Raw genomic sequence first — 14,943 nt, 5'->3', positions numbered from 1 at the left:
ACCGCCTTGCTTCGCCTAACGGCGCTTCTTCGTTCCCAGCAACGACCCCATCAAGCCTCGCACCAGCTGGCGTCCCAGCTGACCGGCCGCCTGACGCATTGCGTTTTTCATCGCCTGCCCTGCCAGCCCGCCAAGAAACTCTCCGGCCCTGTCACTGAAACTGTCGCCACCGCCTTGTACAGCGGGCACCTCTTCGGCGTCGGGCTTCGCCACCTTGCGCGTAACCAGCATTTCGTACGCCGACTCTCGGTCGATGGCCTGATCGTAGCGACCGCGCAACGGTGACTGTGCAATCAGAGCCGAGCGCTCGGCGCCATCCAGCGGGCCAATGCGTGATTGAGGCGGTGCGATCAAAACCCGCTGAACCATCGCCGGCGTTCCCTTTTCCTGCAAGGTGCCGACCAGTGCCTCACCAATGCCCAGTTCCGTCAGCACATCCAGCGTGTCGAACTCCGGGTTGGGCCTGAATCCCTCCGCCACGGCTTTGAGCGCTTTCTGCTCCTTGGCGGTAAACGCACGCAGCCCGTGCTGAATGCGCAGACCCAGCTGGGCCAACACATCATCCGGCAGGTCGCCGGGCGACTGGGTCACGAAGTACACGCCCACGCCTTTGGAACGGATCAGCCGTACGACCTGCTCAAGTCGCTCCTGCAATGCCTTGGGCGTATCAGCAAACAGCAGATGTGCCTCATCGAAGAACAGCGCCAGCAGCGGTTTTTCGGCGTCACCCCGCTCGGGCAACTGCTCGAACAGCTCTGCCAGCAGCCACAACAGAAAAGTGGCGTAGACCTTCGGCGCCTCGTGCACCAGCCTGCTGGCGTCGAGAAGATGGATCTGCCCGCGCCCGTCCCGTGCCGGTTGCAGTAGATCTTCCAGTTGCAGCGCCGGCTCGCCGAACAATGCCTCGGCGCCCTGCTGCTCCAGCCCGGAAAGACGGCGCTGCAACGCCTGACTGGAAGCGGTCGTGATCAGCGCGCTGTCTTCCCCAAGCAACTGCGGATTGTCCCGCAAGTGGTTGAGCAGTGCCTTGAGGTCCTTGATGTCGAGCAATAACAGGCCTCGCTGATCGGCCACCTTGAAGGCGGCGTAGAGCGCCGCCTGCTGGCTGTCCGTGAGTTCGAGCAGGTTGCCCAGCAGCAGCGGGCCCATTTCGGTCAACGTGGTGCGCAGCGGATGGCCGGACTTGCCATCGACGTCCCACAGCGTGACCGGATATCCCTGCGGCTGATGCCCGAGCCACGGCATGCCGGCAATCCGCTCGGCGATCTTGCCTTGCGGGTTGCCGGGAGCGCCCAGCCCGCACAGGTCGCCTTTGATATCGGCGGCGAACACCGTCACGCCCGCGTCGCTGAACGCTTCGGCCAGACGCTGCAAAGTCACGGTCTTGCCCGTCCCGGTCGCACCGGCGATCAGCCCATGACGGTTGGCCAGCCGCAGAGCCTGATACACGGGTGTGCCGGACAGGTCAGCGCCAAGCGCTATTTGCTGAGATTCGCTCATTGAGTAGTCACCTTTCATCGAGGTATTTCAGTGCTGCCGCGAGCGGCGCTGGCGCAAAGTATTGACCAGTTCGGGACCTGTCGCCTTTAAAGCGCTCGATACGTCCCGGGATGCTCAGCATCCGGCGTTCACGGGTGCCTGCGCTGACAGTCGACTCGTCGGTGAGCATCTATTCTTGTCAGAGGCTGGATACGAAGGCCACGGACCGGAGGACTGTTCTCGTGCACATTGCGGACATGACAATGTTCTACGCCCCCGCCAGCGGCGGCGTACGCACTTACCTGGACGCCAAGCACCGACGGCTGGGCAAATATCCGGAGGTCAGACACAGCCTGCTGATCCCCGGCGCGCGCAGCACTCACAGCGACGGGGTGTACAAGGTACCCGCCCCGGCACTGCCGTTCGGCAATGGCTATCGCTTCCCGCTGCGTGTTTCGCCCTGGCGCCAGGCGCTGGAAGACCTGCAGCCGGACCTTATCGAGGCCGGCGATCCCTATCTCACAGCCTGGGCTGCGCTGGATGCGCGACGTCAGCTCAACGTTCCGGTCATCGGCTTCTATCATTCGGATCTGCCGCTGCTGGTCAGAAACCGCATGGGCAGCTGGATGGGTACCAGCGTTCAGGCTTATATCACCAGACTCTACGGCAATTTCGACCGCGTGCTCGCGCCCAGTCAGGTCATGGTCGACAAGCTGGTCGGCATGGGCGTCGACAACGTGCATGTGCAACCTCTGGGCGTCGACCTGCTGGCCTTCCATCCGGAACGTCGCGATCCGGACGTCAAGCGCGAGCTTGGCCTGAGCGCACATACGCGCCTGCTGATTTTCGCCGGTCGCGGCTCGAAAGAGAAAAATCTGCCTGTGCTGCTGCACGTCATGCGCAAGCTTGGCCCGCGCTATCACCTACTGTTGGTGGGCTCTCACTTGCCGATGCAAGTGCCGGACAACGTCTCGACCGTCCGTCAGTTCTGCAAAACGCCTCAACTGGCACGTCTGCTGGCCAGTGCGGATGCGCTCTTGCATGCGGGCGACCAAGAGACCTTCGGCCTGGTCGTACTGGAGGCCATGGCCAGCGGCATCCCGGTGGTTGCGGTGGCGGTCGGGGCGTTCACTGAACTTGTCCCACGAAATTGCGGCGTGCTCTGCGAGGCCAACAATCCTGATGACATGGCGCGGGCCGTGCGGCAGCTGTTCAGCGAGGACGTACGGGAAATCGGGCGCGCGGCCCGACAGCATGTCGAAGGCCGTTACAGCTGGGACACGGTGGTTGCCGGGCTGCTGAAACACTACCAGGCGGTGCTGGGGCATCGCTTGCCGGTGCTCGCCCATGGCTGAGCCCGTCCCACGCAGTGTCATGCTGGTACTGCACGATGTCGCCCCACCGACGTGGCCGGCGTATGAAGCCTTCGTCCGCGAAGTTGATCAGCTTGGCGGTGTACCCATCACTTGGCTGGTGGTGCCCGACTTTCACAAGCGCCATCCGCTGGAAGCCGATCACGGGCTGCGCCGGGTACTGGACAGTCGGGTGGAGCGCGGCGACGAACTGGCGCTGCACGGTTACTTCCACTGCGACGACGGCGCCGCACCGAGAACCGTTCGCGAATATTTCATGCGACGTGTCTACACCTGGGAAGGCGAGTTCTACAGACTCGATGAAGCTCAAGCGCTTGCACGCCTGACGCGAGGAATCGAACTGTTCGACAGATCAGGCTGGCCGCTGCACGGTTTTGTTGCGCCGGCCTGGCTGATGAGCGGCGGCACTCGCGAAGCCTTGCGCAGGTTGCCGCTGGTCTACACCAGTGATGTCAGCCATTTCTATCGCTTGCCGGATTTTTCGCCAATCGCCGCGCCGGGCATCGTCTGGAGCGCGCGTAGCGCCTGGCGCCGCGGCTTGTCGAAAACCTACAGCCAATTGAGAGAACACCAGCTGCGCACTTCGCCTGTCATTCGCCTGGGCCTGCATCCTGTGGACATGGCTCACGAACTGTCCAGAGACTACTGGCTGGCGGCAATCAGGCGTTTGCTGGAAGAAGGCCGCCATCCGGTCACCAAGATCGCCTGGCTACAGGCTCAGGCATCTCTCCCGGATTCCGGCGTGGAATCGGCTTCGTTGGTGGGATGCAACTCCTGCCACAGTTGCGCGGCACCATCGAAATCAGTGCCGTCATCCGGGGTCAGTTCGTCGGGGTCGTAACGACTGAGGCATCCCTCCCCAATCGTGGCCGGGGCTTTGGACGTCGCTTTATCAAGGGGATCGGTCATGAGGCTCACCCGTATGGTTCCTGCGGCTGGCCGCAGGCATCCCGCCCGAAACCTGGATCAGTCGAAAACCACGGTCTTGTTATCGTGTACCAATACGCGATCTTCCAAATGCGCGCGCAGACCACGCGCCAGAACCATTTTTTCCACATCGCGGCCGAAGCGCACCATGTTCTCGATGCTGTCGCGGTGGCTGACGCGCACTACGTCCTGCTCGATGATCGGGCCCGCATCGAGTTCTTCAGTCACGTAATGGCAGGTCGCGCCGATCAGCTTGACGCCGCGCAGAGAGGCCTGGTGATAGGGTTTGGCGCCCACGAACGACGGCAGGAAACTGTGGTGAATGTTGATGACCTGATGCGCGTACTCGCGGCACAGCTCAGGCGGCAGGATCTGCATGTAGCGCGCCAGCACGACGACGTCGGCCTGATGGTGCCCGACCAGACGCGATACTTCGGCGAAAGCCGGTTCCTTGTCCTTCGGGTCGACCGGAACGTGGTAGTAGGGAATATCGTGCCACTCCACCATGCTGCGCAAATCCTGGTGGTTGGAAATCACGCAGGCAATATCGCAGTCCAGTTCATCGCTGTGCCAGCGGTGCAGCAGGTCTGCCAGGCAGTGGGATTCGCGGCTGGCCATCAGTACCACACGTTTCTTCTGCGCCGAGTCCGTGATACGCCAGTCCATGGAAAATTCTTCGGCAATCGGCGTGAAGGCCTGGCGGAAGCCTTCCAGATCGAACGGCAGTGTGTCGGCACGAATCTCGTGGCGCATGAAGAACCAGCCACTGAGATTGTCCGAATGGTGGCTCGCTTCGGTAATCCAGCCATTGTGAGCGGCGATAAAGTTGCTGACTTTGGCAACGATGCCAACACGGTCCGGACAAGCAATCACCAGACGAAAAGTGCGCATTAGGGGAAACTCCAGAACTTCGCAAAGCCGCTATTCTAGCGGTTATCCGGCAAAACTGCAGTATTCCTGTCGATTCGCAACGGCGACAGATCGGCGCATCTCCAGACCGCCAGATTGCAGAGTGCCAGTATCTTTGGATGTGTGCTTTCGCGTGTAGGAAGTGGCAGGCCAAGTACGGGTTTATAGCGAGCATCTTGCAGGTCGATACAGTGCGACTCTAGTTTCTGCCTTCTGTAGGAAATCTGTATATTGACGCACAGTTCAGATAAAACTTTTATTTGATGTTTACTTGCTCAAGACCTCTGACTATTATTGCCCCACTGTAACCCTGAATCGTCTCAACATAGGTCTCCCTCATGTCCCTGATCAACGAATACCGTGCTACGGAAGAAGCCATCAAAGAACTGCAGGCTCGTCTGAAGAACCTGTCGCAAGACGACAAACTGCAAACCGAGCTGGAATTCGAAGGCAAACTGCGCACCCTGATGGGCGAATATCAAAAATCGCTGCGCGACATCATTGCCCTGCTGGATCCGGACTCCAAAGTTAACAAGGCTCCACGTGGCGCCGTGAAAACTACTGGCACCAAGCGCGCGCGCAAGGTCAAACAGTACAAAAACCCGCACAACGGTGAAGTCATCGAAACCAAAGGCGGCAACCACAAGACGCTTAAAGAGTGGAAAGCCAAGTGGGGCGGCGACGAAGTCGAAAGCTGGGCCACTCTGCTGGGCTAAGCTTTACGCGACAGTACCTGATACTGCCAATGGAAAACGCCAGCAAGCTGGCGTTTTTTATTGTCAGAATTTTTACCTTCCCACGTCATATCATTAGTCGCTCACGCAGCGCTTCTACATAATCCTGCCACTGCCGCAACACGGACAGCTGATCAGGCCTGGCATCTAGAGACAACTCGTCCAGTGCTTTCGAGAAACTTTGAATAGTATTAGGAGCCCCGTATTCCGGGCGCTGCAGCCGTGCCTGACAGAATTCCAGCCAGCGTTTGCGCTCTTGTCCGGTCAAAGTCTCAGGGAAGTTTCTCGCGCGATACCTGAATAACAACTCCGGCAAACGTGGATCGTCGAACGGCCAGGACTCGCGAGCCAGTTGTTCAGGCTCCGCCTGACGGACTTGTTCACACAGGCGCCGATCCCGCTCCCCGATGAATCCTTCGTACAACTGCTGCTCGGGATCTTCGCTGCCGGCGAATTCATCCTTGCCATACAGCGCATGGAGTTTCCGATGCCAGATGTCCCGACTCTCATTCAAGAGCGCGACACGCGCCTCGAAGCTTCCCATATCCAGTTGTAACCGCTCCTGGTCTTCAGGCCGCAATACATTGAGCGGAGCCACCACCGGGCAACGATTTATGTGCAGAAGTTTCAGGGGAACCGGCAGCTCGCCCTCGGCCAATGCTTCCCGGCGGGTGTACAGGCGCTGCTTGAGCACCTCCACGTCGTGCTCCAGCAGAGGCGCGTGGTCCAGATGCAGGTCGCAGACAATGAGCGCATTTCGGTTGCTCGGGTGCCAGGCCAACGGCAGCACGACGCCAAGATAACTGCGTGCCGCAGAGAAACGCCCGGAGATATGTACCAGCGGTTGCATGAGGCGGATCTGTTCCTGCACTTTCTGCTTGCTGCGCAACGCGAACAGGAAGTTGTAAAGCCGTGGCTGCCGGTCACGGATCAGGCGCGCCAGCGCAATCGTGGCGCGAACGTCCGATAACGCGTCATGCGCATGGCCATGGTCGATGCCATTGGCGGCGGTCAGTTTTTCAAGCCGGAGCGTGACCCGACCGTCCTCCTGTGGCCAGACGATGCCGTCGGGGCGCAACGCATACGCCGCGCGCACCACATCAATAAGGTCCCAGCGACTGTTGCCGCCCTGCCATTCGCGGCCGTAAGGATCGAAGAAATTGCGATACAGGCTGTAGCGCGTAACCTCATCGTCGAATCGCAGCGTGTTATAGCCAGCGCCGCAGGTGCCGGGAGCCGCAAGCTCGGCGTGTACGCGGGTCATGAAATCCGCCTCGCTCAACCCCTTTTCGGCCAGACGCCGGGGGGTGATCCCGGTGATCATGCAGGCCGCCGGATGGGGCAGGATGTCGTCGCTGGGCTGGCAGTACAGATTGACCGGCACCGCGATTTCGTTGAGGTCGGCATCAGTACGAATCCCGGCCATCTGCAGCGCGCGATCGTTGCGCGGATTGATGCCGGTCGTTTCGTAGTCGTACCAGAAGATGCTGGAAGTCACAGTCTTGTCCCGAACAGAAGTCAGGCAAAGTGTAGGGCCTGTCACCACGAGATAGCCAATGACTGACGCCTGGTCTCTCGACTCTCGTAACCGTTTCTTACAAGCGTGGACAATAACCGCAGGTTGCCTACTCCGGTTCCGGTAGCTAGCATCAGTTTTCCCCTTCAGGTACCGCCTGCCAATAATGTCATTCCCTCCCACGCCGCCACGAGATGGTGTTTCAGCCTTGTCGCTGGACACGCGGATACGCATCGAAACCCCGGAAGGAATCGATCTGATTCTGCGCCCGGCGGGCCTGGTGCCCCGAGCGTTGGCGTTTGCGATCGACTTCGGCATCCGGGCGCTGACGACGGGGGCACTTCTGCTCGTACTCAGCCTGTTCGATACGCTCGGCATGGGGCTGGCGGCCATTCTGCTGTTCGTCGTCAATTGGTGGTACATGGTGCTGTTCGAGGTTTTCGATCAGGGCCGAACGCCGGGCAAGCGCTTCCTGGGTCTACGAGTGCTGCAGGACGATGGCACGCCGGTCGGCTGGGCTTCATCCCTGACCCGCAACCTGTTGCGATTCGTCGACATGCTGCCTTTCGGCTACAGCCTCGGCGCCATCAGCTGCCTCAACCATCCCGCTTTCAAACGGCTGGGCGACCTCGCCGCCGGTACATTGGTCGTTCACGAAGACCTGCCGTTCAAGCGCCCTGTCCTGCCGGACGCCGCGCCTCTCATCAGCCCTTTCCCGCTGAAACTGGAAGAGCAGCGAGCGGTAATGAACCTCGCCGAGCGTCAGAGCGAGCTGTCCGAAGCACGGGCGCGGGAGCTGGCGGCTATTCTCGCCGCCCCCCTGCATGTCCCGTCCGAGCGAGCGCTTGACCACATCAACGGCATCGCCCGCGGCTTGCTGGGCCCGACATGAAGCAGACAACCTTCGAAGCGCGTCATCAGGCGCAGTGGCAACGCTTCAGCAATCAGCTCGACGCGCTCGAACGAGGCAAGGCGGCCCCAAAGGCCAGCGAGACATTCGCCAGCGACTACCGACGCATCTGCCACCAGCTGAGCCTCGCCCAGGAGCGCGGTTACAGCAGCCATCTGGTAGACCCGTTGCAACAGTTGGCCATGCGCGCGCATCAGCAGCTCTACCGCCATCGCGCTGCACCCGGCGCCTGGCTCGCAGGATTTGTCCTCGCCGGTTTTCCACGACTGGTGCGCGCCGAATGGCGTCTGGTGCTGGCGGCCAGTCTGCTGTTCTTCGGCAGCCTCGCGGTCATGGGGCTGTTGGTGTACGTCTTCCCGGATCTGGTCTACAGCGTGGTGGACCCGCAACAGGTCAACGAGCTGGAACGCATGTACGACTCGTCGGCCGAGCGGATCGGTCCGACACCCGAACGCGGTTCCGGTGAAGACTGGATGATGTTCGGCTACTACATCATGAACAACATCGGCATCGCATTTCAGACGTACGCCACCGGGCTGCTGTTGGGTCTGGGCAGCCTGTTCTTCCTGCTGTTCAACGGGTTGATGATCGGCGCCATGGCCGGCCACCTGACAACGCAGGGGCTGGGACAGACGTTCTGGTCGTTCGTGATCGGCCACGGCGCGTTCGAGCTGACCGGCATCGCTCTGGCCGGCGCTGCGGGGCTCAAGCTTGGCTGGGCACTGCTGGCACCCGGCCCGTATAGCCGAAGCGAAGCACTGCGACTGGCCGCGAAGACCAGCGCGCAAATGATCGCTGGCGTGATCCTGCTGTTGATCATTGCAGCCTTTATCGAAGCCTACTGGTCATCAACAACCTGGCCGCAGCCTCTCGTCAAATATCTGGTCGGCTCACTGTTATGGCTGTTGGTGGCCGCCTATCTGGTCTTCGCAGGTCGGAGCTTCCATGCGCCTGACTGAAGCGACCGTCGAGCTGCGTCCGAGAACTCCCTGGGAAGCCATCGACCTGGGCGTACTGCTTGCGCGTGAACATCGGACCCTGCTGATGACCAGCTGGGCCATCGTGACGCTGCCCATCTTCGTCGTGCTCAGCCTCGTCTTCCATAACCAGCCGTACCTCGCCATCCTGTTGTTCTGGTGGCTGAAACCCCTCTTCGAACGGCTGCCATTGCTGATTCTCTCGCAAGCGTTATTCGGATCCGTTCCCACCCTGAAACAGGCGCTCAAAGCATGGCCCGGTACACTCCGGTCCCAGCTTGTGCCGAGCCTGTTGTGGCGCAGGCTCAGCTTGAGCCGCAGCTTCCTGCTGCCGGTGCAGCAACTGGAGAACCTTTCAGGAGCTCCGCGTGCCTTGCGCGTGCAAACTCTCAGCCGCACGGACCTGCGCGCGGCGCGCCTGCTTACGCTGGTCGGCGTCCATCTGGAAGCCGCGCTCTGGATCGGGTTGAGCGTATTGCTGTATGCCCTGATACCACAACAGCTGGAAACGGAGTGGCTGTGGCGCAACCTGCTGAGCACCGAAGTCGATGCGAACCCGATCGATCATCTGACCAATGCCTTCTATGCGCTGGTGCTGATCGTCTGGGAGCCCGTCTACGTCGCCTGCGGTTTCAGCCTCTATCTCAACCGGCGTACTGTTCTGGAAGCCTGGGACATCGAGCTGATCTTCCGGCGGTTGCGTCAGCGACTTGTCGGGACAGCCTACGCGCTGTTGCTCGGATCCTTCCTGCTCATCGTGCCGGCCACGACCCCGGCGTGGGCCGATAGCGGTGATCTCAGCTGCCCCATACCGGAACCGGAACCGGAACCCCGGACAGCGAATGACACCCAGGCCGCACCGGACGCGCCGCGCCTCACACATCAGGCACTGACCAGCGAGGCAGCTCAACAGGCAATCAAGGATCTGTTGCAACAGCCACCCTTCCGCAACTTGAAACAGGTCTCGGGCTGGCGCTTTCCGGAACAGGTCAACCCTCAGGACAAGACCTCCGCCAGCCAGGCCGGGTCCTCATTGGTCAGATGGCTGAATGGATTGATGGAAACGGCGCAGGTCGTCACGCGCTCGTTCGAGGTATTGCTATGGGCGGCGGTCATCGGGCTGAGCGGCTGGGTCGCGTGGCGTTACCGCCAGTGGTTCGCTGCTTTCGTCAGCCCCAGGACCCGACCTGCCAAAGCCTCGCGCGACACGCCGACTCAACTTTTCGGCCTTCAAGTGGGTGTCCAGACTTTGCCGCCGGACATTGCCGGCAGCGTGGAGCGAATGTGGGCCAGCCAGCCCAGAGAAGCGCTGGCTCTGCTGTACCGCGCCTTGCTCAACCGGTTGCTCACAGAACATCAGCTACCGCTCAAAAACGCGGATACGGAAGGCGAAGTGCTACAGCGGGTCGCGCAGTTGAATCAGCCTGCGTTGACCGCGTTCACTCGGGAACTCACCGGGCATTGGCAGAACCTTGCTTACGGCCATCGTCTGCCACCCGCCGCGTCACAGGGCGAATTATGCGACGGCTGGCGCCGACTGTTCGATGCCGAGGCAACACGATGAGCCGAAGCAGACGAATAACATTCGGGCTCCTGATATTCCTCGTCCTGGCCTTGTTTGGCAGCTATGCATTCAGGCATCTGGAACACTACGAGGAAACCGTGGACCAGGGTCCTTCACCTGAGGTAAGGGCCAATCCCTATCTGGCGGCCGAGCGTTTTCTGCGCCAGCGCACAGTTCAGGTCAATGTGGCAGATACCTTCGCCAGCCCCCCTGACCCGCGTCAGGACCGGCAAACGCTTCTGCTCCTCGACAGCCGGGAGAACATGACGCCCGGTCAGGTGCAGGCACTTCTGGAATGGACAAGCGCTGGCGGGCATCTGCTGGTGGTGGCCGAGCAGTTATGGGACGAAACCGTTGGCCGCAGCGGCGACCTGTTGCTGGACAAGGTCGGAGTCCGCCAATACCTCAGCAAAGATCTGAAACAACCTGACCGGCAATACGACGCCGCTCCACCGAGGCTGTCTATACCACTCGCGGCACCCGGAGCCAGTGTGCCGAGAGTGCCATGGCCGGAGCTGACGCGCTTGTATCTGGAGAACGAAAACGCACCGGCCTACATGAGCTTCAATCCGGCCTTTCATCTGGAAGACCCTGAAGATCAGGCTCATTCCTGGGCCAACAGCGCGGATGCCACCCATCTTCTGCAAATGAATTACGGCGGTGGCCTGATAACCGTGCTAAGCGATGCCGAACTGTGGAAAAACCGCGCCATCGCCAGATACGACAACGCCTGGCTGCTGTGGTATCTGACCCAGGACAGTGCGGTGACTCTGATACTACGGACAGAGCATGCCACCCTGCTCACCTTGCTCATGCGCCATTTTTCGCTGACGTTGTCGTGCCTGGGGCTGTTGATCGGTATGACCCTGTGGCACGTCGCCCTGCGTGAAGGCCCGATGACGTTGCCCGCTCCAAAAGGTCGACGTCAGCTGACCGAACACGCCCGAGCCTGCGCGGACTTCCTTACCAGACACAGCGGCCAGCAGGCGCTGCTCAAGCATCTGCAACTGGACATCCTGCGTCGCGCTCGTCAGCGTCACCCCGGTTTCGACCAACTGGGCGTCGCCGACCAGTGGCAAGTGCTGGCGCGCCTGACGCAGCAGCCCACCAGCGCCATCAGCGATGCGCTGCGGCCTCGGCCGAAGCAACGCGTTTCCAGGGCAGACTTCACCCGTCAGGTTGCCCACCTGCAAACCCTCAGGAATGCCCTATGAGTGACCCCATCACCGACCCCCAAAGCACCGGCCCGACCGTCGAAGCGGCGACCAGCACCCCCACCCAGCAACGCCAACGCGCGAGCCAGCTGGCCCAATCGCTGCGCAGCGAATTGCAAAAGGCGGTCATCGGCCAGGAGGCCGTAATCGACGACGTGCTGACCGCGCTCATCGGCGGCGGTCATGTGCTGGTCGAGGGCGTACCGGGGCTGGGCAAGACGCTGCTGGTCCGTGCCCTGGCCCGCTGCTTTGGCGGCGAGTTCGCGCGCATCCAGTTCACGCCCGACCTGATGCCCAGCGATGTCACCGGCCATGCCGTCTACGACATGCAGACCGAGCAGTTCAAGCTGCGCAAGGGTCCGCTGTTCACCAACCTTTTACTGGCGGATGAAATCAACCGCGCACCCGCCAAAACCCAGGCGGCGCTGCTCGAAGCCATGCAGGAGCGGCAAGTGACGCTGGAAGGCCGGGCGCTGCCGATCGGCCAGCCGTTCATGGTGCTTGCAACCCAGAATCCCATCGAGCAGGAAGGCACTTACCCGCTCCCGGAAGCGGAGCTGGACCGCTTCATGCTGAAACTGCGAATGGACTATCCCGACGCTCAACAGGAGTTGAGCATGGTGCGGCAGGTCACGCGTTCGACCCGGGCGGACATGCTCGACGTGCAGCCTCTGAAAGTCGTCATGCAAGCCCGGGATGTTCAGGTGCTGCAACGTATCGCCAGCGACCTGCCGGTCGACGAGCAGGTGCTCGATTATGCGGTGCGCCTGGCGCGCAGCACTCGCACCTGGCCAGGTCTGAGCCTGGGCGCCGGGCCACGTGCGTCCATCGCCCTGGTTCGCGGCGGTCGCGCCAGGGCCCTGCTGCGCGGTGCGGAGTTCGTCGTTCCGGATGACATCAAGGGATGTGCTCTGGCGGTCCTGCGTCATCGGGTCAGGCTGGCACCGGAGCTGGATATCGAAGGCCTTTCGGTGGACCAGGTACTCAAGCAACTGCTGGATCAGGTTCCGGCGCCGCGTTCATGAAGCAGGCATTCAAGCCTTCCGCACGCCTGCTGTATGCCCTTGCTGCGCTGGCCGGCATTGCCCTGCTGCTCGACGCGTCGGCCACACTGGGTCATCCGGTGCCGACGCTTGTCACCCGGCTTTTGTACGGAGCTTTTCTGGCGCTGGCCGGGCTGGCGCTGATCGATCTGTTGAAACTGAAACGACGGCCATCACCCGGCTTGCGACGCTACCTTCCGGGCAGCATGGCGCTGGGACGCTGGAGCGACATCCGGCTGGACGTCACGCACGACTTTCCGGGCGACGTGACCATCCGCGTCATAGACCATCCACCTTCGGGCATGGAAACGGAAAACCTGCCCCAGTCAGGGAGATTGATGCCGGGCCGTAGCACGCATTTGAGCTACCGCGTACGACCTGTGCAGCGCGGCCCGTTCACGTTCGAACACTGCGAGGTTCACGTGTCGAGCCCGCTACGCTTATGGACCGCCCGGCGTTACCTGCCGCTGGTCGACAGGACTCGCGTGTACCCGGACTTTGCCCGTGTCTACGGCGGCCAACTGCTGGCCATGGATAACTGGCTGGGCCAGATGGGCGTGCGCCAGCATCAACGTCGCGGCCTGGGGCTGGAATTCAACCAGCTGCGCGAATTTCGGGAAGGCGACAGCCTGCGTCAAATCGACTGGAAAGCCACGGCTCGTCAGCGAACGCCCATTGCCAGGGAGTACCAGGACGAGCGCGATCAGCAGATCGTTTTTCTGCTCGACTGCGGTCGGCGCATGCGCAGTCAGGACGGCGATCTTTCGCACTTCCACCATGCGCTCAACGCTTGCCTGCTGTTGAGCTACATCGCGCTTCGCCAGGGTGATGCGGTCGGGCTGTCGACGTTCGCCACCGACCAGGAACGCTATCTATCGCCGGTCAAAGGCCAGAGCCAGCTGCATCCGCTGCTCAACATGGTTTATGACCTGGAATCCACACGTCGACCCGCCGACTACGCCCTCGCGGTGCGTCAGCTTCTGGCTCGCCAGAAAAAACGTGCGCTGGTGGTGCTGGTGACCAATCTGCGGGATGAGGAAGACGAGGAACTGCTCGGCGCGGTGAAACAGCTGAGCCGTCAGCACCGGGTGTTGATCGCGAACCTGCGTGAACAGATGCTCGACGGGGTTCGCCAGTCGCCGGTGCGCAACTACGATCAAGCCCTGACCTACTGCGGGACGGTAGATGTGCTCAATGCCAGAGCCCAATTGCACGACCGTTTGATCGCACAAGGCGTACCGGTTCTGGACTCCGATCCCGCCGGACTGGGACCGAAGCTGGTGACGCGCTACCTGAGCTGGAAGAAGGCCGGCACCTTGTAGCACGACGGTAACGCTACGCGCTCAAGCCGAAGCTTCCAGCGCATGAAAACTGAAATAGCGTCGCAGCAGGTGGATGAATTCGAGGTAGTCAGCAGGTGTATCGGCCAGAAGGAACCCGGAGTCGTAGCTGCCCGGCGTTTCGTCTTCCTTACACCACATGCACGTTCCCTGAACATCGATAAACTTTTGTCCGTCGCTGTTATCCGGGACTTTGAGTCGAAGCTCGAACTTCGCACCGGTCAACATCGGCAAGTCGCTGATGACCATGAGCCCATTGTCCGAAACATTGCCCAGACACCCAATAGGCCTGTCGGTCAGCCGATTGAAGACCTGTAGATAATCCTGTAGCTGATGACGTTCGATTCTTCGTTCTTTAAGCATGGCGGCCGCCTTTAGAGACCAGTTAGCGTGGTCATGCACAACATGTTTTCTTTGCTGCAGCCGTGAAACTGCTCCCTGCTGCAGGACCTCCTTGACGCAAAACCTTGACGGATATTGCGTACGTGACAGTTAGCCTAGCTCAAAAATCGCTGACATCCACCCGAAAACGCCACCAGTCATCCAATCGGGTGTAATCAACGTGAAGCAGGATAGGTTTGGACCGGTGGAGCTTTCGGAAAGTGCCCTGATTGTGAAAGCGTATCCAGACGAGCGCGCGCACGATACGCATATTCGCTGTCAGGGTAATGGGTCATCAGGTATTGATAAGTCTGCGCAGCATCCACGTAAAGCTTTTGCCTTTCAAGACATTGCCCTCGCAACATCGAGACTTCAGGCTGGACATAACGGCGGGTGCGGCTCTGACGTTCGACCTTGGAAAGATCGAGCATTACCCGGTCGCAATCGCCACGTTCATAAGCCAGATAGGCATGGTCAAGGTTGGAATTCATGGACCATCGGGTGCAGCCGCTGACCGCAGCAAGCATTAAAGCAATCATTAGAATACGCATGGGAGTCTCCTGTCCTCTGCCCTTT

General features: G+C 60.9%; 14 protein-coding genes and 1 pseudogene. 9 read left to right on the top strand and 6 right to left on the bottom strand.

What is annotated here, in order from left to right; all coding sequences use genetic code 11:
- Window positions 1-15: 15 nt before the first annotated feature.
- Window positions 16-1,500, bottom strand: coding sequence for a helicase HerA-like domain-containing protein (locus J3P77_RS04760; protein ID WP_434679969.1), 1,485 nt, complete (start codon window positions 1,498-1,500; stop codon window positions 16-18).
- 242 nt (window positions 1,501-1,742) lie between these two features.
- Between J3P77_RS04760 and J3P77_RS04755 the strand changes: the two genes are divergently transcribed.
- The gene (locus J3P77_RS04755; RefSeq protein ID WP_434679968.1) at window positions 1,743-2,834 is read left to right on the top strand and encodes a glycosyltransferase family 4 protein; all 1,092 of its coding nucleotides are present in this window, start codon (window positions 1,743-1,745) and stop codon (window positions 2,832-2,834) included.
- Window positions 2,827-3,573: pseudogene (locus J3P77_RS04750) on the top strand (DUF2334 domain-containing protein); the annotation flags it as partial. The gene J3P77_RS04755 and the pseudogene J3P77_RS04750, both read left to right, overlap by 8 nt.
- Here J3P77_RS04750 and J3P77_RS04745 read toward each other — a convergent pair.
- On the bottom strand, window positions 3,570-3,761 hold the full coding sequence (locus J3P77_RS04745) for a hypothetical protein (protein ID WP_434679966.1): 192 nt from the start codon (window positions 3,759-3,761) through the stop codon (window positions 3,570-3,572). The pseudogene J3P77_RS04750 and the gene J3P77_RS04745 overlap by 4 nt on opposite strands.
- Before the next feature lie 57 nt (window positions 3,762-3,818).
- Window positions 3,819-4,670: a formyltetrahydrofolate deformylase gene (gene purU, locus J3P77_RS04740; RefSeq protein WP_434679964.1), complete on the bottom strand. Its 852-nt coding sequence runs from the start codon at window positions 4,668-4,670 to the stop codon at window positions 3,819-3,821.
- Window positions 4,671-5,026: 356 nt separating this feature from the next.
- Between purU and mvaT the strand changes: the two genes are divergently transcribed.
- On the top strand, window positions 5,027-5,404 hold the full coding sequence (mvaT, locus tag J3P77_RS04735; protein WP_125831155.1) for a histone-like nucleoid-structuring protein MvaT: 378 nt from the start codon (window positions 5,027-5,029) through the stop codon (window positions 5,402-5,404).
- 85 nt (window positions 5,405-5,489) lie between these two features.
- Here mvaT and sbcB read toward each other — a convergent pair whose 3' ends face one another.
- Window positions 5,490-6,920, bottom strand: a complete 1,431-nt coding sequence (sbcB, locus tag J3P77_RS04730) for an exodeoxyribonuclease I (protein ID WP_434679962.1) — start codon at window positions 6,918-6,920, stop codon at window positions 5,490-5,492.
- Between the two features lie 184 nt (window positions 6,921-7,104).
- Here sbcB and J3P77_RS04725 point away from each other — a divergent pair, with 184 nt between their 5' ends.
- Genes J3P77_RS04725 through J3P77_RS04700 form a run of 6 tightly spaced genes read left to right on the top strand, consistent with a single transcriptional unit; the run spans window position 7,105 to window position 13,968 of the window.
- Entirely contained in the window at window positions 7,105-7,830 is a 726-nt protein-coding gene (locus tag J3P77_RS04725; protein WP_434679961.1) for an RDD family protein, read from the top strand.
- Window positions 7,827-8,807 (top strand): stage II sporulation protein M, encoded by a 981-nt coding sequence (locus J3P77_RS04720; RefSeq protein WP_434679960.1) that lies wholly within the window; start codon window positions 7,827-7,829, stop codon window positions 8,805-8,807. Before J3P77_RS04725 ends, J3P77_RS04720 begins: the two co-directional genes overlap by 4 nt.
- A complete protein-coding gene (locus J3P77_RS04715) occupies window positions 8,794-10,389 on the top strand; it encodes a DUF4129 domain-containing protein (RefSeq protein WP_434679959.1) in 1,596 nt (531 codons plus the stop codon). Before J3P77_RS04720 ends, J3P77_RS04715 begins: the two co-directional genes overlap by 14 nt.
- Window positions 10,386-11,603, top strand: coding sequence for a DUF4350 domain-containing protein (locus J3P77_RS04710; RefSeq protein WP_434679957.1), 1,218 nt, complete (start codon window positions 10,386-10,388; stop codon window positions 11,601-11,603). Before J3P77_RS04715 ends, J3P77_RS04710 begins: the two co-directional genes overlap by 4 nt.
- Window positions 11,600-12,628, top strand: a complete 1,029-nt coding sequence (locus J3P77_RS04705; protein WP_434679955.1) for an AAA family ATPase — start codon at window positions 11,600-11,602, stop codon at window positions 12,626-12,628. Before J3P77_RS04710 ends, J3P77_RS04705 begins: the two co-directional genes overlap by 4 nt.
- Complete coding sequence (locus J3P77_RS04700; RefSeq protein WP_434679953.1) at window positions 12,625-13,968, top strand: DUF58 domain-containing protein; 1,344 nt, start codon at window positions 12,625-12,627, stop codon at window positions 13,966-13,968. Before J3P77_RS04705 ends, J3P77_RS04700 begins: the two co-directional genes overlap by 4 nt.
- Window positions 13,969-13,989: 21 nt before the next feature.
- Here J3P77_RS04700 and J3P77_RS04695 read toward each other — a convergent pair whose 3' ends face one another.
- Together J3P77_RS04695 and J3P77_RS04690 are read right to left on the bottom strand one after the other, a co-directional pair.
- The gene (locus J3P77_RS04695) at window positions 13,990-14,349 is read right to left on the bottom strand and encodes a PilZ domain-containing protein (protein WP_434679951.1); all 360 of its coding nucleotides are present in this window, start codon (window positions 14,347-14,349) and stop codon (window positions 13,990-13,992) included.
- A 194-nt stretch (window positions 14,350-14,543) separates the two neighbouring features.
- Window positions 14,544-14,918, bottom strand: a complete 375-nt coding sequence (locus tag J3P77_RS04690) for a tetratricopeptide repeat protein (RefSeq protein WP_434679949.1) — start codon at window positions 14,916-14,918, stop codon at window positions 14,544-14,546.
- Between the last annotated feature and the right edge of the window lie 25 nt (window positions 14,919-14,943).

This window comes from Pseudomonas sp. R1-18 (assembly GCF_051132095.1).
GTDB lineage: Bacteria > Pseudomonadota > Gammaproteobacteria > Pseudomonadales > Pseudomonadaceae > Aquipseudomonas.
Note: the sequence above shows the minus strand (reverse complement) of the source record. Positions and strands in the feature narration are given on the sequence as shown.